The following is a 23,862-nucleotide window of genomic DNA, read 5'->3' as shown; positions in this document are numbered from 1 at the left end:
CGTTTACTCTTCAGTCTGGAACACCCGAACGCGCACACAGACCTGCGACGCCTTCGTCGAGTCGCATAGAATCGTGTTAGTTAGCCACGAATTGTGAGGTGCTGCGGTGAAATTCAAGTCCAGTCCCTGAGGATATGCCTCCTCACTGAGAGCGTGCTGTAGTAAGCTGGCACATTGGCCCGAATTCGAGACGTGAACTTCCAGGTGTAACAGATAGTATTGTGCAAAAGCTGCAAAACAAATAAACGCACCGAGTGCATACTAAACGGTGATGACCGACGAGCTAACAGAAATTCGACAGAAGAAGCTCGAAGAACTTCGAAACGGAGAGCGAGGGACCGCCGCTGAGAACCGGAACAACGAGTCGCCGGCCGAACCCGTCCACGTCCACGGAGCTCGGGAACTACAGGACACTGTCGGCGATGGGGTCGTCCTCGTAGACTTCTACGCCGACTGGTGTGGGCCGTGCAAGCAGCTCGAACCCGTCGTCGAACGTATCGCCGCTGACACTGTTGCGACCGTGGCGAAGGTCGATATCGACGCGAACCAGCAGTTAGCAGCCAAGTACGGCGTCCGTAGCGTGCCGACGCTGATGCTGTTCACCGACGGGGAGCCGGTCGAGCGCATGGTTGGGATGCAACAGGAGCCACAGCTCCGGTCGCTCGTCGAGAGCTACGCCTGATTCTTCGGCTGTGTCATCCCCGTTCGATACCGCGGTGGGACCACATCGCGTGGGCTGATATATCCACGCTGCGATCGCCAGCAAAAGACTGCGAACCGGAACGAGGGGGTAGACAGTATAGCTGCTGAACGCTGGTGGTGACCCGTGCTTCCAGAGCTGCTATTGTTTATATTGTACAATCGAAACGCTATTATCTTCGGACGACTAACTATGTTGTATGGAGCGAAACGTCGGTTCGACAGACAAGACTGCCAGAATTCTCATCGGTGCCCTCGCGGGGTTGCTATCGCTCGGGATCCTCGCCAGCGCCGTTCCGCTGCCGGCGATACTCGCGCCTGTGCTCGGGTTTGCCTCGGTGTTGCTGCTCGTCACCGGGGTCACCGGATTCTGCGGGCTGTACGGACTCTTGGGTATCGACACCTGTTCTGTCGACACCCGGTGAACAGTCGGGACCTACCGGTTTCACAGCAGCCAGGGGCTGATTCTTCGGAACATAGATGTCTCCTCTTGATCGCACGCGTGAGGAAAAAAGCCGGCTTTCACTGGTTTTGAACGGCGCGGCCGAGAGACCGGACGACAGCGAGCAAGTATCGGATGCCGGCGAGAAACTCGCCGCTTCGAATCCCATCCCAGACGTCATGCAGGTCGGCTGGCCCACTGGAGTTGGCCTCGCCGAGCGCACCGAGCACAGTCTGTAGCGCTCCCCGGGTGTCGTCGCTGGCGGCCGTATCCGCGAGTTCGCCGAGCGAGGCCCCGGTCCCGGCGAGAGATGTGATCATCTCGTCGTCCATCGCAGCAGTCCCGAGTTCGGCTACTTCGACCAGTTCGTTGATCGTATCGAGGTTGCGGACGAACGTGGCGAATGCCTCAGGGTTCTCCTCGATGGCGGCGGTCAGTTCCGCTGTCAGTTCGTCGGCTGATGGTTGTTGGTCACTCATTAGTGGTCACCTCAGAGCAGCCCCCGCGCTGTAAGCCAGTAAGACTCGTTGTAGGCAAGCTTCGACCAATGCATGGCCCGGGTCGGCTCACTCGGTTCCGGCGGGCGTTCGTAATCGAACTCAACGAACGTGGCGTTGTCCATCCCGGTCTCGATGAAGCAGATTGTCTTACCGCCGTAGACGGCCGTCGCTGGCTGGCCTCGGAGCTCGCTTGCAAGCCGCTGAGCGACGACGTTGGCCTGATAGTGCGCCGCACTCCCGGCCTTTGGAACCCCGGTCTTGGCAGCGTCGCCGATGGCGTAGACGTCGTCGAAGCCGACCGCCTCAAGCGTGTGCTTGTCGACATCCACCCACCCTCCGTCGCCGAGTCCAGCCGACTCAATGAAATCGCTACCGGTGTGTGGCGGGATGGCGACGAGGAGGTCATAGTCCAACTCTGTCCCCTCCATCGACGTGATCGTCTGTGCCTCGGGGTCGACCGCCTCGGCGTTGAACATCGTCTCGATGCCGATGTCGCGCTCCCGGAGGCGCGGGTCGGCCCATTCCGCAATGTGTTCGTTCCCGTGGACCCGCATGATGGGGTAGGTGTATGTGATGTCGAACGCCTCTCGACGGCCGCGTTCTCGGAGCCAGTCGTCGATCATGAACGTGAACTCGAGCGGCGCGGCCGGACACATGTGTGGTGTCCCGACGACACTCAGGACGATGTGGCCGCCGTCCATCCCAAGGAGTCCGTCACGGAGAGCTTGCGCACCCTCCTCGCTGTAGAAGTGGTGCCCGGCTTCAGCGAGGCCCGGAACCCGCTCCGGTTCGAGCTGTGCCCCCGTCGCGACGACGAGTTTGTCGTACGGCGCGGGGTCGATGGCGTCGACGAGTTCGAGTTTCTTTCGCTCGTAGTCGACATCGACGACGTAATCCTGCCGTATGGTGACGCGGTCGTCGACGACCTCTCGAAGGGGCCGACGGCCGTCCGCGGGTTCGCGCTGTCCGAAAGCGACGTAGAGCCACACCGGCTTGTAGACGTGGTCTTCATCGTCGTTGAACAGCGTGATCTCGACCTCCCCGGCGGCTAGCTCCGCGTCGAGTTTCTCCGCGAGAGTGTTCGCCAGTACGGTACCACCGGTACCACCACCGACGATTGCGATGTGTTCGGTCATCGTTTCGTCACGTGAATCCTGTAGTGGTCGCCTTTATCGGCAATGTCGAGGACTTCGTTGCCGGACTCGTCGGCCCACTCCTGAACCTCCGTCGGCGACTTCTCGGCATCGCTCAACAGAGCGATGACAGTGCCGGTGTCAACGGCCCGAATCTCAGAGATGAGGTCCATCAGCGGACCTGGACAGGTCGCGCCCCGAGCGTCGACGGTCGTGTCTGCCTCAGTGTGATTTTGACTGGTGGTCATACCTTCTCGTCTGTACGTAGGCAAGCTATGCATTTAATAGTGTATGGTGATTCCAATACTATGGGAAATCGATTCACCCGTGCACAATTACGCTCTGGCGGTCCCACACCAGCGTATCGTAAATTGTGTAGTAGTATGGACACCCAGCCACGAGAGGATATCGAGTGTCCAGTGGAGACTGTCGCACTGCCGGCCGATGAGGGCAGCCAAGTCCGCTCGTTGCCCAAGCTATCAGCGGTTCGGGCGTCGGTGTATGTGGTCAATACCGAATTATTCGAACCGACCCGGTCGCTGCTGGTGGGTGGCGACCAGTTCGAGGAAGTTATCGAACACCGTCGTCGCCTCTTGGGCGGCCGTGACCGACTCGCCGGTCATCGTCGCCGTTACTGCCTCCCGCCGTTCGTCGGTGAGGTCTTTGTTGCCGATGACCCACTCGGCTGTCTCGCGGTCGTACTCTGGGTGGAACTGGACGCCGTAGCGTGTACCGAGTCGAAACGCCTGTATGCCGTACTCGTTTCGCGCCAGTTCCACCGCGCCCGCGGGCAGTTCGGCGACGCGGTCGGAGTGTGTCTGGAACGCGGTGAACGACGACGACATGTCGGCAAACAGCGTGTCCTCGCCTCGCCGGTGGACTGTTCGGTATCCGAGTTCGTGTTCGCCCATGTCGACCACGCGTCCGCCAAGAGACTGTGCGAGGAACTGGTGGCCCCAGCAAATCCCCAGTGTCGGTACGTCTGCTTGGTGGACAGCCCGGACCCACGACGTGAGGTCGTGAATCCAGCCGCGGTCGTCGTACACCGACGTCTGTGACCCGCTGATGACCACGCCGTCGTATCGCGGGTCGACGCCCGCCGGCACCGGTGGGAGTTGGCTGTCGCTGACTTTGTACACTGTCGTTTCGGCGTCGAGCGACCGGGTCAGGTTTCGTTCGGCGGGCGTCTCACCGACTGACGCATCGACGATTGCGATTCTCTGGTTCATGTTTGGGGGGTCCGTGCAAAGCCGCTCGGTGGCTGTCCTCGCTCAAACGAGCAGTTGGATGTCGGACTCGGCCATGTGCTGGAGCGCGGTAGCCGCGCCGACGCCGACAGTGACATCGTCGTGGAAGTCGTCCTCGTCGTAGTCCATCAGCTCGATGGTCATCTGACAGGCCTGCAGTTCGACGCCCTGATCTAGCGACAGCTCGATGAGTTCGTCGATCGTTGCCGTCCCGTTGTCGTCGATGCGCTTTTCCATCATCCGCGTCGCCATGCGGTCCATGCCAGGCAGCGCCGCGAGCGCGTTCGGCATCGGCATGTTCGGGTTACCGACGGCCGATAGCTGGAGGTTCCCGGACTTCTCCTCGTGGAGGATATCCAGTCCCCAGAACGTGTGGAACACGACTACATCCCAGCCGAACGCGGCCGCGGTGCTGGCGAGAATGAGCGGCGGATACGCCATATCGAACGAGCCTTGCGTCGCCACGATGGTCATCTTCTTTTGGTCGTCGTCAGCTTCCAGGTCGGCGACAGTCTCTTCGAGCTCTTCGATGCGAGCTTGCAGCTCCGCCTCGGTCATCGAATCGCCGTCGCCGGCCAATGGTGTGTCCGTGCTCATCTTAGGCCGTCTTCTCGACGTAGTGTTTGTACACGTCGCCCTCATCAACCTGTTCGAGCAGTGCCACGCCGTTCGTTCCCTCGGCCCATCCTTTGATGTCACTCATACTGCCGCTGTCGGTCGCGATGACCTCCAGTACTGACCCCTCTGTGAGGTCGTCTATCGCCTGTTTCGTCTTGACGACCGGCATTGGGCACGATGCACCTTTCACGTCGAGCGTCTCCGCGATGTCGAATGCTTCACTCATTGTTGGAAGGACTCCATCTACTGTATTGGAGCTATTGCACAATATCAGTCCGACAGTTAAAGCACTTTCGATTATTGCACAATTCTAGCATGACTAATCTTAACTGAACGTCGCCATAAGCTATACAGAGCGTCTGTGACCACTATCTCATACATTTCTCCGAATAGTTGCTACCCTAGTATTGTGCGTATTAGGAATTCCTATACAAACCCTTTTATGCCTCAACCCTGTAGCAGTGAGTGTACTACATGAACGCTGAAGACTTCCCGACGCCGGACGCAGACGTCGAATCGGTCACGCCTGAAACGCTGAAATCGCGCATCGACGACGGAGGGTCGGTCACGATACTCGACGCGCGTATGTCTGGGGACTACGAGGAGTGGCACATCGACGGGGAGAACGTCGAATCCATCAACGTCCCGTACTTCCACTTCCTGGAAGACGAGCTGGATGCGGACATCATCGCGGACGTTCCGGACGACCGCGAGGTCACGGTTCTCTGTGCAAAAGGCGGTGCTAGCGAGTACGTCGCGGGCACGCTTGCGGAACGCGGCTACGACGTGCACCACCTCGAAGACGGTATGAACGGCTGGGCGCGCATCTACGAAACCGTCGAAGTCACCGGCTACGACGGGGCCGGCACACTGTTGCAGTACCAGCGCCCGTCCTCTGGCTGTCTCGGGTATCTCGTCTACGACGAGGGCGAAGCCGCCATCATCGACCCGCTACGTGCGTTCACCGACCGCTATCTCGACGATGCTGACGAGCTGGATGTCGACCTGAATTACGCGCTCGACACGCACATCCATGCAGACCACATTTCGGGGGTCCGGGACCTCGATGCGGCGGGTGTCGAGGGCGTCATCCCCGCAGCCGCCGTGGACCGCGGGGTCACCTACGCCGACGACCTGACGACTGCCGAGGACGGCGACACCTTCGAGGTCGGCGACGTCACGATCGAGACCGTCGCGACCCCTGGCCACACTACAGGCATGACCTCGTATCTTATCGACGACAGCCTGCTCGCCACCGGTGACGGGCTCTTCATCGAGAGTGTCGCCCGGCCGGACCTCGAAGAGGGCGACGAGGGTGCGCCCGATGCGGCCCGGATGCTCTACGAGTCACTGCAGGAGCGCGTGCTGACACTGCCCGATGATACGCTCATCGGCGGCGCGCACTTCAGCGACGCGGCCGAGCCGGCCTCCGACGGCTCCTACACCGCACCCATCGGCCAGCTCGTCGAAGAGATGGACGCACTGAGTATGGACGAGGACGACTTCGTCGAGACGATTCTGGCCGATATGCCGCCGCGACCGGCGAACTACGAGGACATCATCGCGACGAACCTCGGGCAGAACGCCGTCGACGACGAGGAGGCGTTCACGCTGGAACTGGGGCCGAACAACTGCGCGGCGAGCCAGGAATCGCTCGCGGGTGACTAACCGTCGATGGTAGCTGACCCTGTCCCGCTGCAACTGGCCGCCGAGCTGTTCCCCAACGGTATCAGCCGGTACGCTGTCGGCGGCCTCTTCGTCGGTCTCGGCGCGGCGGTTATTTACGTGGGCACCGGCATCAGTGCCGGCGCGAGCACGTTCCTCGAATCGACGTTGTCGTACGTATCCGGTCAGTCACGCTTCCAGCAGTACGTCGCCTCTCGTGACTGGCGGCTCGTGTTCACTCTCGGCATCATCCTCGGCGCGGCCGTGTACGCAGTCGCCTATCAGGGCGGCGCGTGGACGACGGATGTCGCCTGGTGGCGGCTGTTGCTCGGTGGCATCTTCGTCGGTGTCGGGACCCGCGTCGGGAAAGGCTGCACCTCGGGCCACGGCGTCTGTGGTGTGGGGTCGGCCTCGAAAACGTCCCTGGCGGGTGTGCTCGCCTTCCTGCTGGTCGCGATACTGACTGCACAGGTCGTTGCTGCACTGGGGGTGACGCCGTAGTGGCGACAGCGACGGACCGACATCCGCTGTTCATGCCACTCGTGCTGGTCGGCGGGCTCATCTTCGGCTTCGGCCTCGGCTACAGCCACATGGCCCGCCCCGAGGTTGTGCTGAACTTCCTCCAGTTCGAGGACTTCGGCCTGCTGTTCGTGATGTTCGGCGGCGCGGCCGTGACGGGAATCGTGTTCTTCGTCATGCCGCGCGTGCTGGACCGGGCGCCGCTGACCGGCGACCCGTTCGAACGTCGGTTGAAGTCTTTCGATCGGAACGTGCTAGTCGGTGGTGCGATATTCGGCGTCGGCTGGGGGCTCTCCGGGATCTGTCCGGGTGCCGCATACGCCAGCCTCGGTATCGGCAACGTGACCATCCTGTGGGCGCTCGCGGGGATGTTTATCGGTGCGTACCTGCAGGGCTGGTGGCGAAGCCGTGCGACCGATGACGTCGACCCGTCTCCCACGGGAGCGGACTGAATCTCACCTACGGGTTTGACAATGGAACTCCAGCTTCTCGCGCTCTTCTTGATTGCCGGTCTCGCGAGCCTGTTCATGTCGTGGGTCATCGGGGCCGGTTCTAGCGGCGCAACACCCTTCGCGCCCGCTGTCGGTGCCAACGCCATCTCGACGATGCGGGCGGCGTTTGTTGTCGGCATCTTCGGGCTGGCAGGGGCGGTAACACAAGGGTCGAACGTCTCTGAAGCGGTCGGACGCGGCCTCGTCGGCGGCGTCACTCTCCCCGCTACGGGGGTCATCGTTGCGCTGCTGGCCGGCGCTGGACTCATGGCCGTCGGCATCTACACCGGCTACCCCATTGCCACTGCGTTTACTGTGACCGGCGCAATCATCGGTGTCGGGATGGCCCTCGGTGGCACCCCCGTCTGGGGGAAGTACCAGCAGATCGGTGCCGTCTGGGTCCTGACACCGGTTGTCGGCGGCGGGTTCGCCTACGCCATCGCGAGTGTGTTGCCGCGGTCTGATGTCCCGGAGGCGGCCACGATTCCGACGCTCGCGGCGCTGGTCGGCGTCGTACTGGCCAACGTCGAGTTCGCGTTTCTCGGGCCCGGCGGCGGTCCCGGCTCGCTGACGAGCCTCGGCCAGCGATTGCTCGGCATTGATGGCGGCGTGGCGACAGTCGTTCTCTCCGGCACTGTTGCAGCCGTGGTGTGGACCACGGTCTACCGAGACATACGCCACGACGAGGCGGTCGGACTCAGGCGCGTCCTGCTGGCGCTCGGGTCACTGGTCGCCTTCTCAGCCGGTGGGAGCCAAGTCGGCCTGGCGGTCGGTCCGTTGCTCCCGCTGCTGGACGATGTCGGTGTACTCTCGCCGGCGGTCGTTCTGCTGGGGGGTGGCCTCGGAATTCTGGTCGGGTCCTGGACCGGCGCGCCACGGATGATAAAATCGCTCGCGCAGGACTACTCCTCGCTGGGGCCGCGGCGCTCTATCGCCGCGCTCGTCCCCTCGTTTCTCATTGCCCAGCTCGCCGTCTTCCTCGGTGTGCCGGTGTCGTTCAACGAGATTATCGTCAGCGCTATCATCGGAAGCGGTGCCGCAGTCGGCGGCAGCGAGGCGGTTGACCCACGGAAGATTCTGGTCACTGTGGGTGCGTGGGCCGGGTCGTTCACGCTTGCACTGGCCGTCGGCTTCGGATCTATGACCGTAATGAGTACGTTTTAAACGCCGGTTTCAGGCGGTTCTCGGGGGCGGGACAAGAAAGACATTCCCGTCCGCTTTGGCAACGATATCTTCGGAAACGCTGCCGAGCAACAGCCGACGCATCCGACTCCGGCCGCGGGAGCCGACGAGCATCGTCGTTGGCGTCGCGGACGCTTCGACATCAAGAATCTCCTCGGCGGGGTCACCGCGGCGGACCTCGACAGTCGTTTCGATGTCCCACTGTGACAGCGTGTCCGCGAGTGCGCCAAGGCGTTCGGACGGCTCCTCCTCGGTTGGCGTATCTTTCGGTGATTCGACGTGGACGAGCGTCGCTTCCTGCGTCGCGTGACGAAGATACTGAAACGCGTCGAAGGCACGCGCCGCGTTCTCGGAGAAGTCAGTCGCGTAGAGTACCCGCTGAAACAGGTGCTCCCTGAGCACGTCCGGCTCGTCGGTGCTGCGTTCGATGCGATTGACCAGCAGCGGCACCACCGTGGTCCGGGCGAGGTTCCGGGCCGTGGAGCCGATGACGCGGTTGTCCAGTGGACTCTGCCCTCTCGACCCGATTATTGTCATGTCGGCTTTCTCTGCCTCCGCGATACCATTGATACGGCGATGGGGGGTCCCACGCACGACGTGCGTCTCGATCTCGAACCCGGCGGCTTCCATCACGTTCTGGTACCGCGTGAGTCCTTGTTCGCGTCGCTTGCTGAAATTCATTCCCGGCATCCCCGCGTGAACATTTGATGGGATGACTGTGACGAGGTGAATCGTATCGACACCGATCCGGCTGAGACACTCGAGACACGTCTCGTTCTGTATCGCCGCTTCGCTCGCCGCCGAGAGGTCTGTCGCATAGATGGCTCTCATACCAGACGGTACGCGACCGGCCATTAATATTGTTTTGATTGTGCAATATAACTGAAGAGTGTATTGGAAACCAAAGCTGTAATCTCACCTGACATCCAGTCGGTCTAGGGAACTGACCCGCACTTCGGACAACGAACAGAGTAGCGCGCAAAAATTTATTACGGGCAAAATATAGGCGTTTGAAGCCTTTCCAGACGTGGCCGATATCCACATAACGTATACAGATATCTCCGTGGGATAGCGGTGTGATACTTGTCGATAATATTGTCCACTACTCCCAAAACTGTTATCAGTACCCTCCGTTTAGAATGGGTCGAGTAGAAAAGTATGATATATTCACGACAGCACAACATCGGAGGCGAACTTCCATGGTAGACCTCGCGGCCTTCACATCAATGGGCGCAGGCGGCATCGACGCGGCGATGCTCATCGGCGCGGTACTCCTGGAGGCGGCCATCCTCTACGTCGGGTACGGCGCAGTGGAAGAGGTATTCGGACAACGTGTCGTCGAACGGTTGCGAGGGGAGTGACCGATGGAGATACTTGGACTCAGCCTGGCGATGGTGGTGTTGTTTGTCGGGTTCGGCCTGCTCATCGGCGTCCTCTTTGGCTTCTTCGGGATGGGTGGGTCGTTCCTCGTCACCCCGGCGCTCCTAGTGATGGGGTATCCCACCCGAGTCGCCGTCGGGAGCGGGCTCGCGTTTGTTTTCGGGACATCGGTCATTGCCACACTGAAGCACCGAGATATGGGGCAGGTCGATTACAAACTTGGGGTGTTGATGATCGCCGGGACGACCGCCGGCATCGAAGCCGGGAAAGAGATTGTCCTCCATCTGGAGGCGCTCGGACTGGCTGGCAGTATCATCAGCGTCACGTACGTCGTCTTGCTGGGCGGTATCGGCGCGTTCGTCACCTACGAGGCACTTCGGGGTGGCGACAGCGGTGATGGAATTGCCCACGATGCCGCGGAGGGCGACGTCGACGCCGACGACATCCCGGATATCGCAAAGAAGATTCAATCGTACCGCATCCCGCCGATGATATCGCTCCGTGGCGGCGTCAGCGTCTCCCTCTGGATGATACTTGGCGTTGCGTTCGTCACCGGACTGCTTTCAGGATTCCTCGGTGTCGGCGGCGGCTTCATCCGTATGCCCGCGCTGTTCTATCTCATCGGAGTTCCCGTCCCCATCGCTGTCGGGACTGACCTCTTCGAGATCGTCTTCTCCGGCGGGCTCGGGAGCTTCCTGTACGCGCTGGACGGCGGTGTCGACCTCGGTATCGTGCTCCCGCTGCTGGCTGGAAGCGCCTTTGGAGCCCGCGTAGGTTCTGCTGCGACGAGCATCGTCGACGAGGATGAGATCAAGGTGTACTTCGGGCTCATGTTGCTCGGTGGGGCCCTCGCCGTCGCAGTCCGTGAGATCGGCAACGTCTCCGGCATCGACGCCTTGAATACAGTCAGTCTGGTTCTCATCCTCGGTTCCGCGCTGCTGGTCAGCGGTGCTGTCGTCTACAGCAGCATCACTGCGCTCCGGGAAGAGAGTCAGTCGTCATCGCCCGTCTGAACGTATTATCGACATTTGTCGTCGTTTGAACATCGGAGTTAGTACACCCAGTGAGACGATACCTGTCCCGCGCTGGGAATAGAGCGAGATTTTTTCGAACGGATAGACCGAACCCTGTTCATGATGTAGTCGTCCGGAGGGCGGGTTTATTGGGCCAGCCCGTGTACTACTTCCCGTATGCCAGAAGAAGTGCTGTTCAAATCGGAAAGTGACCAGAGTCGAGAAGAGATCGCATCGTACCTCCGGACAGTCGCGGACAATCTCGACGGCGGGACTGACATCACCCTGAAAGCAGGCTCAGAGACCGTAACACTGTCTCCCCCTGCTCGGCCGACCTTCGAAGTCAAGGCCGAACGTGAAGGGCCGGCCGGTAACATGACTGAGCTGAGTGTCGAGTTCGAACTCGAATGGGACGAGAGCGATGCTGAGGACGGCGGTGGAAGTGGGCAGTTAGAAATCGAGTAATATCCCCACACACGGAAATACTGTCCGGCATGGTCAAGATGCTGGTCACATTCACCCTCCCTGTCGCTACCTCTTGCAGCCTCGATACGGCAGAGAGTAGTGAGTAAACAGTGCGGCTGATATATGCGACCGTTGCGCCCACATGCCGCGCTTTGCCAATTCACTGGCGTACTGATGTATTTCCGTCAATACGCTCTGCTCTGGAAAAGCGAGTCCGCTCCCGTCTTAGAACTGGCCGCTCGACGAGCAAACCAAGCAAGATAGCTCAGTCCCGCCCCGCGTGGAGTACACACCGATGAAAAGGCGGAATCGCTGTTTCCCGTGTTTGCGCACCTCCACCACTGGGCAATCGAGGACGAACTCTACGGCCGGTTCCTGAAGCGATACTCGAAGTCTACGATTACTCTATTTTCAACGGAAAGATGTGTCATCAACAGGGGGGAACAGCTCCGTCGCTTCGTCGGCGATACAGACCAACACGAACTGTCTCGGCTGTGGGTCGTTGAGAACGGTGGGTTCTCAACGCAGTCGCGCTCGTTGAGGGTATCACTGTTCTTGATCCCGCACACTGGTGGGAGTACACGGGTCAGAACCTCCGTCGGTTTGTTTTTTCAGAGGCTGCATCCCAGTTCGGCGCCGTACGGTGGTTTCTCAGCTTTTGAAGATGGTCGATCTCCGTTTCACGGCCGTCAAATTGCAGTTCAAGGGGATGAAATCCTCGTCCTGTTTTAATTATCCCCGTCAACTATCCGACGGTACCGTGTCCGCGATTCCAACCTGGATCGATGAACGGATTGACCGGAACCTCGACAACACACTCACACAGGAACACGTCGTCGAGACGATGCTTGCGTCCGATCGACCGTTCTTTTCGATCCGTCAACTGCATGCGCGCATCAAGCCTGACGTTAGTCGGGCCACGGTTCGGAACCGGCTCCAGGAACTGCAGGAGATCGACGTTGTCGCAACTGAAACGTATCCTGACTCGATCAGCCTGTACTACATCAACCATCCGGAATCGGACTGGCCGGTGTCGCCCGAGGGCAAGCATGCGCTGAACGCAAACACCCCGCTGGATCGGCTCTCCACTCGCGGATTCCTTACCCTCTCGGACACGGCCGGAATCCGCACGCTTGTGCTCGCTGGGTTCCAGTTGAGCCTCGTCCTGTTCGCACTCGGTGGCGTCCTCACAGTCATTGGAGGTGACGTACGCGGTACCCAAAGTGACATCGTTCTCTGGGGCACCGCCTTTGACTTGGTATTCGTGAGCATCCTGTTGCTCGTCACCGAACGGACTGTTCGGTGGGTTCGTGACAGATATGGCCCACTGAACCTGCTGCCGTCCACGTAAGCAAAACGAATCAGAGATCAGTAACACACTTCGAAGCCTGCCACTCAACCCATGTCCTCCACACCACCCACGCCCGGACCCAAACTGCTCGATGAACGCTCGCTCAGTGGCATCCTCATCCATTTCTTCGCGATTCCAACCGGGGTCGTCGGAGCTGGACTCCTGTACCTCCTCGCCACTGACGAGTTCACGAAGCGAAACGCCCGTAATGCGCTTGACTGGCACCTCACCGTGTTACTGATAACAGCCATCACGCTCGGCTCTTTCCTCACTTATACCGAACTTACTGGGCAGGGCATTACCGAGGTTTCTGTTCTTCCGTCGTCCGTGTCGACGGTCGCCGGTGTCGCTATCTCCGGACTTTTTGTCCTTTGGTTCGGTGTCACGCTCTGGACATTCGCTGTCGGACTCATTGCGATGGTAAAAGCTATCTTCGGGACAGCATGGCGGTATCCGTTCTCGTTAGCTCTCGTCGAGCAGTTTGAATCACGTATCGATCTCCCCGGAGGATGGCCGCTTATTATATTCGGCTACGTTGTCTTGTCACCACTCGTCATCTGGGCCGTTTTCTTCGCTTCAACAACTGCTCTCGTGTCGATTCTTGCTGCGTTCGGACTTATCGGCTTGATACTGGTTTTGACCCCGCTAACAGTGGTCGCGATGTATCTTCATAGCCAGGGAGATTGGCTGCAGGATACCACCCAACAGTCATATGTTCTCGCACACGTCGGCGTCCCCATCTTTGTCGCTGCTATCGGCTATGCAGTTTCACTGGAGTTCACACAGTCAATATACCCGCAAGGCGATGCGATGTATGTCTTCCTTGCGGCATTCTGGATATCCGCAATCGTCTACTTGCTTCGGTGGTGGACGAGACCGTCACAATAGTTCAGTTCTGTCCGCTCGGATCTGCTAGACCCAGCCAAGGCTGTAGTATTCTTTCGTGTGGTAGCCCGATACCCAAGTAGCTCCCCCCAAACGGACTTGAGGGGCGCTCAATTGTAGCTATTGAAGATGAGGAACGCGGACAGACGTTCTGGGGCCAGGCGACGAGCAGCCCGACTGCGACGAGTTCGATCTCCGGCCAGAAATTCATCCCGGGGGCAGGTCGCAAGTCATCGACCGCTCAGAGTTCCGGCGCCAGCACGCGATACCCAACTCGGAGACAGGTAGAGTCGAGTGCCACTGTCGGCACTGCGGCCCCACAATGGGACACGAACCGAGGGGGACACCGATACGAGGAGCTATCGCCTGTGAGTACCTTCCTTTCGCTGTCTCGGAATATAGAAACACAGATATCTCGGCCGTACTGACACCCCTTCTGGATGTCTTCAGCAGCCCTCCAGCGACGTGCTGACCAGCAGTGGCTCACACTGACTCTTGTTCTCGTCTCGAATTCACTTCCGGTGGCAGGAGTCGTGGTTCTGGGATGGCGTGCAGCCGAACTTCTGGTCCTCTACTGGATCGAAGTCGTCGTGATGGTGGCTGCCTACAGCGTGGCAGCATTGTTCGCGAAACAGCCAGTCGTCTTAAAAGACCGCGAGTTCTATATCGTTGGCTACGGGAGACGCGAGGAGGTCGACGAGGACACCTGGAGCGGCGAGCCCGAACCGATAAACTGGTTCAAAAGCGTGCTTCCGGAGGCAGTCGAGTCACGCCTCCCTCCGATGTACCGACGGAACCTCCCTGTCGTCGGACGGTCGCTAGCTGTCGTGCTGTTTCTCGCCATACTGTGGGGCTATCTAACTAACACCCTGTCGAATCCGGTGACCGCTCTTCGGTCACCGACTGTCATACTCGGGTCCCTGATAGTCTGTACGTCGCAACTCGCTGAACTCCGACGGGAGTATTTCGCACCGAGGACATACGAAGACTGGTCGGCATATATGACAGTTGAGGCGGCACAGCGGGTCGTGGCCTTTTATATTATGCTGGCGATTGTCGTGGTTCCGGTGACGATTATCGGTCTGTTGGTATTCGGATTCATACTCGATCTGGTTTTCGGTGGACTCGTCATTCCTGCCGCTGCGGGTGGGGCAGCCGGAGTGGATCTATCGGTTTTCGCTCCTGTGGTCGTTTTTTCAGCGGGGAAAGCCGTAGTCGACTGGTCACGGCGGGCCGTCGGCATACGAACCGATGCGGACGGCCTTGCAGGCTGGTTCACTCCGGAGAACCCACACGTACGTGAGTGGGAGCAAGAGCGGCACTGAATTATCAACCGCTCATGAAATTGCCCGCCCTGTCTTTCCACGGAGACAATTACTCGGACAGCCCCGCGTGACGTGAGCGGCATTTGAGACAAGTACGCCGCCGGTAGACAGCCATGTGACTCTCTCGGTCCTCCAAGTGCGTTGCAACGTCGACGGCGTTGTTCGTGTCCTGAATCTCGCTGTCATCGCTCCAGACGATGACACTGATCAGTTCTGAGTCGGATAGGGGTGTGGACCGCTGCTCATCGCGCTCTCAAACGCAGTAGCAATCGTCACCGGGAATCGACGGTCATCGGGGCTAACTTGTTGCAGTTCCCGCTGTTTTCCTGTCAAGCGCGTTCCTCCCGCTTTCGGCACTCCCCGGATGGATACTGACGTTCGCCCGCTTTAATCCCGTCAAGCCGATGTGAACGGGGCGATAAATATCGCAGACTGCTACCTCAGCGGAGAGAGTCGCTCCAGAGAACACAAGAACGACGATGACTCGGCTGAGGATGGGGCGCGTTTGACCGCGCCACAAGACAGCCAAGCCGATGATGAAATCCAGCAGGAGACGCTTGGAACGTATGCGTCTTGAAACCACAGGGTCGTTGCACTCGGCCTGAAATCCCGTGGCGGGATTCCCGCGTCTTCAGGCGCGGGAGGAGGTCAATGGACACGACATCGTGTTGGCGGCATCGCGGTCTACCGGCTCTCCCGCGCTTCGAGGTCAGATGTGAAATGACCACTGCCGACTGTGAGTAGGTACGACTAGTTCTTTCCACTGCAAGACATCACAGAGTCCCGTTTTATTCTCCTGTATACAGTTCTACGAGCGTTGGACTACTCCCAGTAGGCAGCAATCGATTCACCAGCGAGTCGTGCGCGGACGAACAGGTACGTGTAATGGACAGGGACGTAGCCAAGACAGAGTACCCAGCCCTGTGGATTTGAGACTAACTCCCATGTGCGTTCGATACCTCTCACACCGTCCACTGAGAGCGCTTGCAGGCCGGTAACCGACTCAAGAGCCGGTCCGATGACCATCAGAAACATGCACATGTAGAGAATGGCCACGACAAGAATTTCGAGCGATTGGTCGGTACTCATCGTTCGTCAAGTGGCAGACTGTAGCTGTAGGCGACAGATAAAGTCACTCTGTGGGTGGCTGGCATATCTATAGTAACAATTGAAACGATTTACACGCCGATCACACTGCAGTCGTGCACTCGGGTGTGCATCGAGTCTCAATGGCTACTGTATTTGCTCCGCCGACGGAGGCACTTCTGGCACCGTCGACTGGGTGGCCATCGGACTCTTCGGTGCATCTGGCGTCGGCCTCGTCGCCATGGGCACGTGGTTCCGCAGCTACGGGAACCAGTTCGGAACATCATGCTCGCCTTCGGTGGCATCACACTCACCACACTGTGAGCGATATCTGCCAGTTTCGCGCCACTGACCTCCAACCCCGAACGTGGTTTTTCGAGCACATCCAGCATGTTTCGACAAATGTGAGGGCTGTCTCGGTCGTTCTCCTGCCAGCGATATGGGTGATTCCCGTCACCGTCGGCACCGTCGCCATCTGGGACGTCTCCCAGCAGTACAGGGACAAGATCGACCGTGGTAAACAGCCAGCGGTGGTACAGGAACGAGGTGAAACCACGCTTGTCGGCACTATGTACGCCGTGAATCGTGGGATTATGATCTTGGATTATCGTCGGGAGAATTGAGTAAGCTCATCTTTAACACCCATCCGAACGAAATGACAAATTGAATGAGCCCTGCATCTACATCGAACAGGTCCTCCGAATCTTCCGATCCTGTGTCGGGCTATCGCGACACGCTCAGGTCGGCCTATCACGATTATATCGGCGAACCGGCGAAAGAGCGAGACATCTATATCGGGTTTGGCCTCTTTTTCGCTGGAGTCACGCTTGCCGTTGTCGGATTCTGCCTCTTTTTGTACAGTAACGTGCTTGAATCCGGGAGTACGCTGTACTGGCAGATCCGGGAGGTCGCACTCGTCGTCGGGTTCATCGGGCTTCCCTCCGTGCTATTGAGCGTCGTCGTGCTCCTCCCCGTGGGTCTCAAGACCCGACTTGTCAGTGCCGTTGGCGCAGTATTCTGTCTCGCTGCAACCGTAATTTTGGTTGATGTCTTCCCGTACGAATGGACAACCAACGAGGGTATCAACGGTAGCGTCTGGACGATTAGCGTCTACGCTACTGGTCTAGTTACGCTTGCAGCTTCGACAGGAGCGGCACTGGTCGCACATTACCTTGAGCAGGCGACAGCCCCGGGCGAATCGGCCGACTCGGTTGAGTCAGCCGAGAGTGAGTCAGCGTCGGTCAGCAAGGCAGATGTTGACAACGACATAGAGCAGGCTCTGGACGGGGCGGAACTGTCGTGGGGTGGCGTCGAACAACAGCCAAAGACCAAACGGCTGAATCTGGATATGCCGGACACAGACTCGGACCTCGACCGGACAGCTATCGAGAACTCCGAGGCGACCACGACACGGGCTGACAGTAACGACGTTGACGACGCAGTAGATGGACTCAGGCAGCTGCAGGGTGGCCAATCAAAAACGGACCGAAGTACTGGCACCGAAGCGCAGGTCAACGCGCTTACCGAGTTCCGGAATAAGCAGGGTGCAGACGATGATGTAGAAACTGGTGTCGGAGAGGAGAAGGGAGTTATGAGCCGTCTTCGGTCATTATTGTTCGACTAACCCGTCTGATCGGACCACATGCCTTCTACGGTGCCAGTCACGTTGCGTGGGTTTTAGCGTGGTAGTAGACTCCTACGCACCCCTCGGTGTAGTGTTGGTACGTAAGCTGTAACTGGTTCTATATTATAGGCTAGTTTTTTCAACTTGGTGGGAGGAATACAGCTGTATGCCCCAAGGTCTCGATGTCGGTACGATGAACCTCCTGTCTGCACGTCAAGATGGTAACGAAACAGTGTTCGTGCAGCAGCGGAACTCCTTTGTTGAAATTGACTACAGCGACATGGCCGAGCAGATGCTGTCGCGAAGTGACGTTCTCCACATCCGCAAGGATGATCGGGTCTATATCGTCGGTGATGACGCCCTGAATTTCGCGAACATCTTCAGTGAGGAGACACGCCGACCGATGCAGGCTGGGATTCTCTCAAGCGACGAGCAATCAGCCATTCCGATGATTAAGCTCATTACTGAACAGGTAGTCGGACAGCCGGAGTATCCGAACGAGCGGCTGTTTTTCTCTGTTCCTGCGGATCCTATCGACGCCGATGTCTCGACGCTGTATCATCAAAAGACGATCGAGTCACTGCTTACTGATATGGGATACAGCCCAGAGCCGATCAATGAGGGGATGGCCGTTATTTATTCCGAGTTAGCAAATCGGGAGTTCACCGGCCTCGGAATCAGCTTCGGCGCTGGGATGACAAACGTCTGCTTGTCGTACTATGCAGTCCCCGTGATGAAGTTCTCTATCGCACGCGGTGGTGACTGGATCGACGAGCAAGCTGCACAGGCGACTGGCACGCCCGTGGATAAGGTTACCTCGGTAAAAGAGGAAGACTTCGCACTAAACTTCGAGACGGATGTCGGTGGTATTGAGGGTGCACTGAGCATTTATTACGATAATCTCCTCGACTACGTCATCGAGAACATCATCAGTGAAGTTGATGAAGAGGACGTCGAGGAGGGACTGGATGTCCCGGTCGTCGTGACTGGCGGGACATCCAGTCCTGACGGCTTTGAAGAACTGTTCGCCGAACGGATAAACGACTCTGAGATCCCGTTCTCGATTAGCGACGTCCGCCAGGCCGAGAACCCACTGTATAGTGTCGCACAGGGGGCGCTCGTCGCAGCGCGGTCGGAAGAAGAGCGGGAAGGGCAAGCCGAGCAGGCCGAAGAGCCGGATACCACCGCCGAGTAACGGGCACTCGCGGATAACAGCGCCGCTCGCCTGAGTCAGTCGGGATCTGCTCCTGCCTCGCTCCAAGCGATACACCCGACAGCGGGCGTTACGCAGTTTCGTCCCCGTTTTCGACGACATCACTTTCTGCGTTTTGATCGGTCCCATCGCTCTCCTCAAAGTTGGCTGTGGATTCGCCACTCCGTTCGCGGTCACTCTCGTCGATAACACGGTTCAATTCGTCAGCAGCGTCCTGTTGGAGTATGTTCGCATCTGACCCCAGAGAGATGCCGACCGAGACACCAGCCTGTTCAAGCGAGAACTCTGGTCGGTCTGTGGACTCGTCACCTTCCGGAATCGGGACGCTGGGTATTCTGTCAGTATGTTCGGGGTTACCGAGGTTAGAGTCAGGATGCTGGTTGAACCGTGAAAATGCGAATTCCCAGGACTCTGGAGGGGTCGCCTCGGTGTGATGTGACGCAGGGATGCCTGCGAAGCCGCACGATTCACAGACGATAGCTGTCTGATCAGCGGTCGCAAGCGTATATGTGCTGAGGTCGGAATCGCAGCGGGGACACCACATACCAGAGTATGCGTGTCTCTGCTATACAATGGTTCCGTCAGTTTTCGCCGTCCAGGGAACGAGTTATGAGATGGGCGACCAATGTTGGAAGCGATGCCAGAAATCGAGATTACGGACACACAACAGGCGGATTTAACATCGGTGCGGGAGGATCTTGAAGACGCGTTCATCGAGACGTACGGTCATATTCGTACGCAAGATGTTGTTGCCTACCTCCTCGATACATACACACCGCCGGACCGCCTCGAAGACGAGCAAGGCCTGAGTCGTCCCGACTACGAGCGAATCGCCGCAGCTGAGTATCCGGAACTCCAGCGCATCGCGTCCAACGTGCCGGAGGTTCCCGGGAGCGGTATTGAAGCCGACGAGATGCGAGGGAAACTGCTCTCGGCGCTTGGGACGAGTGAACTCGCGACGCGCCTTGCAGACATCGAATCCGACACGAGCGCGAGCGAAGGTACTGAGGAGAGGGGTACTGGTCCAGATGAGTCAGGAGAGACGCCGAGCAACGGACACGGTGGAGCACAAGGCGGTGCGCCGGCACAGACTGGTCCAGCATCCGCTACCGTCGAAACCGATGACGCAGCCGAACCAGACGAGTCGGCCAACAACACTCCGGGAGACACCCTTTCCGTCGCGAACCGTTTACTGACCGAACATGACGAAAAGTGGACTCGGTCTGACGAAAACGACGAACCCTACGAAGTCACGCTCCCCGATGGGTCGACGGTGAGCGCACGGACAAAAGACGACGTGCGAAAACTGCTGTTCCAAAACTATTGATCGGAGACTCACCGGGGAACGATAATCTCCCGCCGACACTCTCTATGGGGCCACGTTTCGTCGACGGCTCACGATTCGCTGTCTGCTGTATCCTCAAGGTAGCCGACTCGGCACTGCGGACAGACATCACCGGCAAAGAACGACGATTCACTCGCAGGGAGTTCGAACGCACACCTCGGGCACGTATAACTGGGCTCCGAGTCGGCTGAAGTATTCTCTCCGTCATCCGCTGTGGGTGGGCTCCGGTCCCGGTCGTTTCTACTATCTGGCCCGTCGGATGTTTCAGACGGTGAGTGTGCAGTATCTGTAGCAGCATCGATGATGACTGCATCGTCGTTGTTCAGCGGCGGGGTGCTGGCGTCAGCTGGCTCCTGTGGCTCTGATTCCGACAGGATTACAGCATCGTCAGTCTTCTCTGGTGGTGTCGATGAAATCTCCGTCATAGACGCATCACTCACTTCCGCATCCGGGGATTGGTCTCCGACCGTTTCCGGCGTGGTCGTCGCTGATTCGGGAGACTCAGTCGGATCCGTTTCCGACGCCTGTGCCGTATCTGTCGCTTCAGTCTCGTCTGCTACCCTCTCTTGCCGTTCCGCTGGCTGCCGAGTCTCGGCGCTGTATTCGGCCTTGTCCGGCGGGCCATCGTTTGCTTTCGATTCCTCTGTCGTGGATATCAAGCCCCGGTTCTCGGAGATATTGCGGATGTGGCCACATCGCTGGCAAGACCGATATTCCCGAACGGTTAGAACAGTGCCGCGCTCGCCTTCATCATAGGACTCCTCTATTTTCGAGGCTCCGAAGTCATGTCCGAATAGTTCACAGCGCATCCCCATGCACGGCCATTTACTTCGCATAGCTAAGAAGGTATTCACAATCAGTGACAACTATATCTCGTCATACCCGGGCGAAGGCGTCTGTGACTACCCCCGCCCATCGCGAAATACCATTGGATACTGAGAGGGACGTACTCCAGTAGACTGCCTCAATTCCGATCTCGCTGCTGCCGCCTGGCAGTCACACGGTGAGTGGTATGGCTCCGTCGAAAATCGGATCTGCCACGGTGTAGGGGCGTCGTGGATCGAAACCGAACGAGGCGTCAGTGTCTTGAAGTCGGTCCAGTCCGTGTCGAACAATATGTCGACGATTGAGGAGTGGGACACCGCCGATGTTCGTGACCTCCACGATGACCTCGTCTCGCTGCATGGGCCAGTCGAACGCACGAGCGATCACGGTGCCGATGCCAACGCCGACCCTGGTGAAGGGGTTCGACAGCTGGTGACGACGATTCTCTCACAGAACGTCGCCGACGAAAACACGCGCCGAGCCACCGAGGCGCTGTTCACAGCGTATGACGACTTCGCAGCCATTGAGACCGCAGACCACGGAAAGCTGGCCGACACCATCCGCGTTGCAGGGCTCCCCGATCAGAAGGCTGCCCGTATTCAGCGGGCGCTTACAGCCATCCGCGAGGAAACCGGCGGTGCCTACTCTCTTGCCTTCCTCGACGCCATGCCTGCTGACGAGGCGAAAGGCTGGCTCACCGACATCAAGGGCGTCGGCCCAAAGACCGCCAGCGTCGTCCTGAACTTCCACTTCGGGAAGCCAACGATGGCTGTCGACACCCACGTCGAGCGGGTCTCCAAGCGGTTCGGGCTAGTGACCGAGTCGGCAACGAACAAGCGTGCCCACGACGAGTTAGACGCGCTCATTCCCGACGAACTGACCTATCCGCTGCACGTCCTGCTTATTACCCACGGCAGGGAGTTCTGCTCAGCGCGTAGTCCCGACTGTACGAACCCCGTCTGCGAGCGCTACTGCAGCTGCGAGGCGTGTTAGCGCCAGATGACGGCCGCGAACTGCCGAAACATATTCCATTAAGCCATCGCTGGTTTTCAACGGTGCGCAGGTGACACGAGGAATGAGCAGTGAATAATTTGACTACCGTGTCAGGTCAGGCCATTCGAGGGGTAAGGGTCCGTGACCACACTGAACGATGACGCCGATGAGACGGATTCCCGGTCGCAATATTGAGAGGGGAGGGTTGGATGCGGTGTGTGCCTTTTCTGCCCCGCCGCGTACAAGAGCCGTTAGCGAACAGTGTGCGGGAAGCTACAATCGAAAGTACGGTCCCCGCGACATTGCCGGGTTCCAGAGCAGGGGCGAGTCAAGACAGCCGTCTTAGTGCGAACTCAACAGGTCGCTTCGGCTTCCGTTTCGAACGATGACAGCCAGGGCGACAGTGCCGACGACAGCGATAAGCGCTCGGCCGCCAAGTCCCAGCGACATCCCGGCGAGCGACGCGAGCGTGTTCGTCAGCAGGAACAGTACAACAACGGGGAGCACCCAGCTAACGGTCAGGAGCCACGGCTCGGCCAGCCACTCGAAGCGGTCGGTTCCGGCGCGGAACTCCGCGACCGCGTCCTCGCGCAGCAGCCAGCCGACGATGACAGTGAACGCGAACAGCCCGACAGTCAAGAGGAGGTCGGCGAGCGTGCCGGAGACGAACTGGAATACCGAGCTTGTGAGTGACAGTCCGCTCCCGGTGGCCGCAAGCAGGATCGATACCAGTACCGTCGCCCGGCGTCGCGGGACGCCGAAGCTGTCGACGAGCGTTGCTACCGGTGTCTCAAGCAGGCTGATACCGCTGGTCACCGCGGCCATCAGCACGGTCGCGAAGAACGCAGTCGCGACGAGTTCACCGCCCGGAAGCGTCGCAAACGCCGTCGCGAGCGCGACGAACAGCGCACCAGGGCCGCCCTGCCCGGGGTCGACGCCCTGAGAAAACAGCAGCGGAATGACGACCAGCCCGGCGAGGACTCCAATGAACGTGTTTGAGACCGCGATGACGAGCGTATCCCGCGGAAGCGATGCGTTATCGTCGAGATACGAGGCGTAGGTCAACATGACGCCAGCACCGAGCGAGAGAGTGAACAGCGCCTGTCCCGCCGCCGGTCCGATGACGCTCAGGAAGTTCGCTGCGAGGTATTCGGCGTCGAAACTGAGATAGAACGCGTAACCAGCGGCCGTGCCCGGCTGGGTGGCCGTCCACACCGCGAGGCCGAGGAGGATAATCACGACGCCGGGGAGCATCACCTTCGAGACGCGTTCGATACCGTTGCTCACGCCGAAAAAGACGATGGCAGCGACGATACCGAGAAACAGCAGGTGAAAGGCGACCGCGTCGAGTCCGAAGCTCATCGCTCCGAAGTACTGCTGGGGCTGCCCGAAGTACGCCCCGACCGGCGAGACGAACGTGTAGCGGAGGATCCACCCGCCGACGACGGAGTAGAACGAGAGGATAACGAGCGTTGTGAGGACGTTGAACGCGCCCAGCCACGACCCCCAGCGGGAGCCGGTGAGTGAGCGCAACGCCGCAGTTGGCGTCTGCCGCCCACAGCGTCCGAGGACGAACTCAGCGAGCAGTCCCGGAACGCCGATACCGACGACGACGAGCAGATAAACGATGAGGAACGCGCTGCCGCCGTTTCCGGCGGTCAGCCAGGGGAACCGCCAGATGTTCCCGAGGCCCGCTGCACCGCCGACAGCGGCAAGCACGAAACCGAGGTTCGAGATCCATGAATCACGATCGGACATTCGTGTACACGTCTGTACGATGGGTACTCAAGTTCCTGTTGATTCGGTTGCTTGCCTGTAATCAGGGAATAGTTAGATACGCAATATTACAGCGCGCGTCCGA

The 23,862-nt window shown here is 59.1% G+C and carries 28 protein-coding genes and 2 pseudogenes; 19 read left to right on the top strand and 11 right to left on the bottom strand.

Features of this window, described 5'->3' with window-relative positions:
* Positions 1 to 271: 271 nt before the first annotated feature.
* Positions 272 to 682 carry a thioredoxin gene (gene trxA / locus AMS69_RS09040; RefSeq protein ID WP_053967726.1) on the top strand — a complete coding sequence of 137 codons (411 nt, stop codon included), beginning with the start codon at positions 272 to 274 and terminating at the stop codon, positions 680 to 682.
* 217 nt (positions 683 to 899) lie between these two features.
* Positions 900 to 1,124, top strand: a complete 225-nt coding sequence (locus AMS69_RS09035; RefSeq protein WP_053967725.1) for a YgaP family membrane protein — start codon at positions 900 to 902, stop codon at positions 1,122 to 1,124.
* Between the two features lie 97 nt (positions 1,125 to 1,221).
* On the opposite strand, the gene AMS69_RS09030 is transcribed toward AMS69_RS09035, so the two are convergent.
* From AMS69_RS09030 to AMS69_RS09005, 6 genes are all read right to left on the bottom strand, one after another.
* Positions 1,222 to 1,620, bottom strand: coding sequence for a hypothetical protein (locus AMS69_RS09030; RefSeq protein WP_053967724.1), 399 nt, complete (start codon positions 1,618 to 1,620; stop codon positions 1,222 to 1,224).
* Between the two features lie 11 nt (positions 1,621 to 1,631).
* Positions 1,632 to 2,777 carry an NAD(P)/FAD-dependent oxidoreductase gene (locus tag AMS69_RS09025; protein WP_053967723.1) on the bottom strand — a complete coding sequence of 382 codons (1,146 nt, stop codon included), beginning with the start codon at positions 2,775 to 2,777 and terminating at the stop codon, positions 1,632 to 1,634.
* Positions 2,774 to 3,022 carry a sulfurtransferase TusA family protein gene (locus tag AMS69_RS09020; RefSeq protein WP_053967722.1) on the bottom strand — a complete coding sequence of 83 codons (249 nt, stop codon included), beginning with the start codon at positions 3,020 to 3,022 and terminating at the stop codon, positions 2,774 to 2,776. Before AMS69_RS09020 ends, AMS69_RS09025 begins: the two co-directional genes overlap by 4 nt.
* Positions 3,023 to 3,292: 270 nt before the next feature.
* Positions 3,293 to 4,003: a type 1 glutamine amidotransferase gene (locus tag AMS69_RS09015; protein WP_053967721.1), complete on the bottom strand. Its 711-nt coding sequence runs from the start codon at positions 4,001 to 4,003 to the stop codon at positions 3,293 to 3,295.
* A 42-nt stretch (positions 4,004 to 4,045) separates the two neighbouring features.
* Positions 4,046 to 4,618: a DsrE/DsrF/DrsH-like family protein gene (locus tag AMS69_RS09010; RefSeq protein ID WP_053967720.1), complete on the bottom strand. Its 573-nt coding sequence runs from the start codon at positions 4,616 to 4,618 to the stop codon at positions 4,046 to 4,048.
* Position 4,619: 1 nt separating this feature from the next.
* Positions 4,620 to 4,865 (bottom strand): sulfurtransferase TusA family protein, encoded by a 246-nt coding sequence (locus AMS69_RS09005; RefSeq protein WP_053967719.1) that lies wholly within the window; start codon positions 4,863 to 4,865, stop codon positions 4,620 to 4,622.
* 248 nt (positions 4,866 to 5,113) lie between these two features.
* Here AMS69_RS09005 and AMS69_RS09000 point away from each other — a divergent pair, with 248 nt between their 5' ends.
* Genes AMS69_RS09000 through AMS69_RS08985 form a run of 4 tightly spaced genes read left to right on the top strand, consistent with a single transcriptional unit; the run spans position 5,114 to position 8,478 of the window.
* Positions 5,114 to 6,307 carry an MBL fold metallo-hydrolase gene (locus AMS69_RS09000; protein WP_053967718.1) on the top strand — a complete coding sequence of 398 codons (1,194 nt, stop codon included), beginning with the start codon at positions 5,114 to 5,116 and terminating at the stop codon, positions 6,305 to 6,307.
* A 6-nt stretch (positions 6,308 to 6,313) separates the two neighbouring features.
* Positions 6,314 to 6,805, top strand: coding sequence for a YeeE/YedE family protein (locus tag AMS69_RS08995; RefSeq protein WP_053967717.1), 492 nt, complete (start codon positions 6,314 to 6,316; stop codon positions 6,803 to 6,805).
* A gap of 32 nt (positions 6,806 to 6,837) precedes the next feature.
* Complete coding sequence (locus AMS69_RS08990) at positions 6,838 to 7,275, top strand: YeeE/YedE family protein (RefSeq protein WP_053967867.1); 438 nt, start codon at positions 6,838 to 6,840, stop codon at positions 7,273 to 7,275.
* Between the two features lie 21 nt (positions 7,276 to 7,296).
* On the top strand, positions 7,297 to 8,478 hold the full coding sequence (locus AMS69_RS08985) for an inorganic phosphate transporter (protein WP_053967716.1): 1,182 nt from the start codon (positions 7,297 to 7,299) through the stop codon (positions 8,476 to 8,478).
* A 9-nt stretch (positions 8,479 to 8,487) separates the two neighbouring features.
* Here AMS69_RS08985 and AMS69_RS08980 read toward each other — a convergent pair whose 3' ends face one another.
* A complete protein-coding gene (locus AMS69_RS08980; protein WP_053967715.1) occupies positions 8,488 to 9,327 on the bottom strand; it encodes a universal stress protein in 840 nt (279 codons plus the stop codon).
* Positions 9,328 to 9,695: 368 nt separating this feature from the next.
* Here AMS69_RS08980 and AMS69_RS20595 point away from each other — a divergent pair, with 368 nt between their 5' ends.
* The 8 genes and pseudogenes from AMS69_RS20595 to AMS69_RS20840 form a co-directional block, all read left to right on the top strand.
* Complete coding sequence (locus tag AMS69_RS20595) at positions 9,696 to 9,857, top strand: DUF7512 family protein (protein ID WP_170084266.1); 162 nt, start codon at positions 9,696 to 9,698, stop codon at positions 9,855 to 9,857.
* Positions 9,858 to 9,860: 3 nt separating this feature from the next.
* Complete coding sequence (locus AMS69_RS08975; RefSeq protein ID WP_053967714.1) at positions 9,861 to 10,889, top strand: sulfite exporter TauE/SafE family protein; 1,029 nt, start codon at positions 9,861 to 9,863, stop codon at positions 10,887 to 10,889.
* A gap of 177 nt (positions 10,890 to 11,066) precedes the next feature.
* Positions 11,067 to 11,354, top strand: coding sequence for an amphi-Trp domain-containing protein (locus AMS69_RS08970; protein ID WP_053967713.1), 288 nt, complete (start codon positions 11,067 to 11,069; stop codon positions 11,352 to 11,354).
* Positions 11,355 to 12,114: 760 nt separating this feature from the next.
* Positions 12,115 to 12,705, top strand: coding sequence for a hypothetical protein (locus AMS69_RS08965; RefSeq protein WP_053967866.1), 591 nt, complete (start codon positions 12,115 to 12,117; stop codon positions 12,703 to 12,705).
* Between the two features lie 51 nt (positions 12,706 to 12,756).
* Positions 12,757 to 13,593: a DUF4870 domain-containing protein gene (locus AMS69_RS08960; protein WP_053967712.1), complete on the top strand. Its 837-nt coding sequence runs from the start codon at positions 12,757 to 12,759 to the stop codon at positions 13,591 to 13,593.
* Between the two features lie 437 nt (positions 13,594 to 14,030).
* Positions 14,031 to 14,915: a DUF6498-containing protein gene (locus AMS69_RS08955; protein ID WP_053967711.1), complete on the top strand. Its 885-nt coding sequence runs from the start codon at positions 14,031 to 14,033 to the stop codon at positions 14,913 to 14,915.
* 270 nt (positions 14,916 to 15,185) lie between these two features.
* Positions 15,186 to 15,313: pseudogene (locus tag AMS69_RS21205) on the top strand (ABC transporter permease); the annotation flags it as partial.
* Positions 15,313 to 15,492 (top strand): annotated as a pseudogene (locus tag AMS69_RS20840) (RNA-guided endonuclease TnpB family protein); the annotation flags it as partial. The pseudogenes AMS69_RS21205 and AMS69_RS20840, both read left to right, overlap by 1 nt.
* Before the next feature lie 245 nt (positions 15,493 to 15,737).
* Here AMS69_RS20840 and AMS69_RS08950 read toward each other — a convergent pair.
* Positions 15,738 to 16,004, bottom strand: a complete 267-nt coding sequence (locus AMS69_RS08950; protein ID WP_053967710.1) for a hypothetical protein — start codon at positions 16,002 to 16,004, stop codon at positions 15,738 to 15,740.
* A 401-nt stretch (positions 16,005 to 16,405) separates the two neighbouring features.
* Between AMS69_RS08950 and AMS69_RS08945 the strand changes: the two genes are divergently transcribed.
* From AMS69_RS08945 to AMS69_RS08935, 3 genes are all read left to right on the top strand, one after another.
* Positions 16,406 to 16,624, top strand: a complete 219-nt coding sequence (locus tag AMS69_RS08945) for a hypothetical protein (protein ID WP_053967709.1) — start codon at positions 16,406 to 16,408, stop codon at positions 16,622 to 16,624.
* A 92-nt stretch (positions 16,625 to 16,716) separates the two neighbouring features.
* Positions 16,717 to 17,625 (top strand): DUF7139 domain-containing protein, encoded by a 909-nt coding sequence (locus tag AMS69_RS08940; protein WP_053967708.1) that lies wholly within the window; start codon positions 16,717 to 16,719, stop codon positions 17,623 to 17,625.
* A gap of 166 nt (positions 17,626 to 17,791) precedes the next feature.
* Positions 17,792 to 18,820 (top strand): hypothetical protein, encoded by a 1,029-nt coding sequence (locus AMS69_RS08935; protein WP_053967707.1) that lies wholly within the window; start codon positions 17,792 to 17,794, stop codon positions 18,818 to 18,820.
* An 88-nt stretch (positions 18,821 to 18,908) separates the two neighbouring features.
* On the opposite strand, the gene AMS69_RS08930 is transcribed toward AMS69_RS08935, so the two are convergent.
* The gene (locus tag AMS69_RS08930) at positions 18,909 to 19,382 is read right to left on the bottom strand and encodes a hypothetical protein (protein WP_053967706.1); all 474 of its coding nucleotides are present in this window, start codon (positions 19,380 to 19,382) and stop codon (positions 18,909 to 18,911) included.
* A 93-nt stretch (positions 19,383 to 19,475) separates the two neighbouring features.
* On the opposite strand from AMS69_RS08930, the gene AMS69_RS08925 reads away from it, so the two are divergent.
* Positions 19,476 to 20,165, top strand: coding sequence for a hypothetical protein (locus tag AMS69_RS08925; protein ID WP_238378365.1), 690 nt, complete (start codon positions 19,476 to 19,478; stop codon positions 20,163 to 20,165).
* Between the two features lie 68 nt (positions 20,166 to 20,233).
* Here AMS69_RS08925 and AMS69_RS08920 read toward each other — a convergent pair whose 3' ends face one another.
* Positions 20,234 to 20,998 carry a DUF7093 family protein gene (locus tag AMS69_RS08920; protein ID WP_053967704.1) on the bottom strand — a complete coding sequence of 255 codons (765 nt, stop codon included), beginning with the start codon at positions 20,996 to 20,998 and terminating at the stop codon, positions 20,234 to 20,236.
* Between the two features lie 301 nt (positions 20,999 to 21,299).
* Here AMS69_RS08920 and AMS69_RS08915 point away from each other — a divergent pair, with 301 nt between their 5' ends.
* Positions 21,300 to 22,001: an endonuclease III domain-containing protein gene (locus tag AMS69_RS08915; RefSeq protein ID WP_053967703.1), complete on the top strand. Its 702-nt coding sequence runs from the start codon at positions 21,300 to 21,302 to the stop codon at positions 21,999 to 22,001.
* 342 nt (positions 22,002 to 22,343) lie between these two features.
* Here AMS69_RS08915 and AMS69_RS08910 read toward each other — a convergent pair whose 3' ends face one another.
* A complete protein-coding gene (locus AMS69_RS08910; RefSeq protein ID WP_053967702.1) occupies positions 22,344 to 23,759 on the bottom strand; it encodes a sodium-dependent transporter in 1,416 nt (471 codons plus the stop codon).
* Positions 23,760 to 23,862 lie beyond the last annotated feature (103 nt).

Source organism: Haloarcula rubripromontorii (assembly GCF_001280425.1).
Classification (GTDB): Archaea; Halobacteriota; Halobacteria; order Halobacteriales; family Haloarculaceae; genus Haloarcula; species Haloarcula rubripromontorii.
This window is presented reverse-complemented; position numbering and strand designations above follow the sequence as displayed.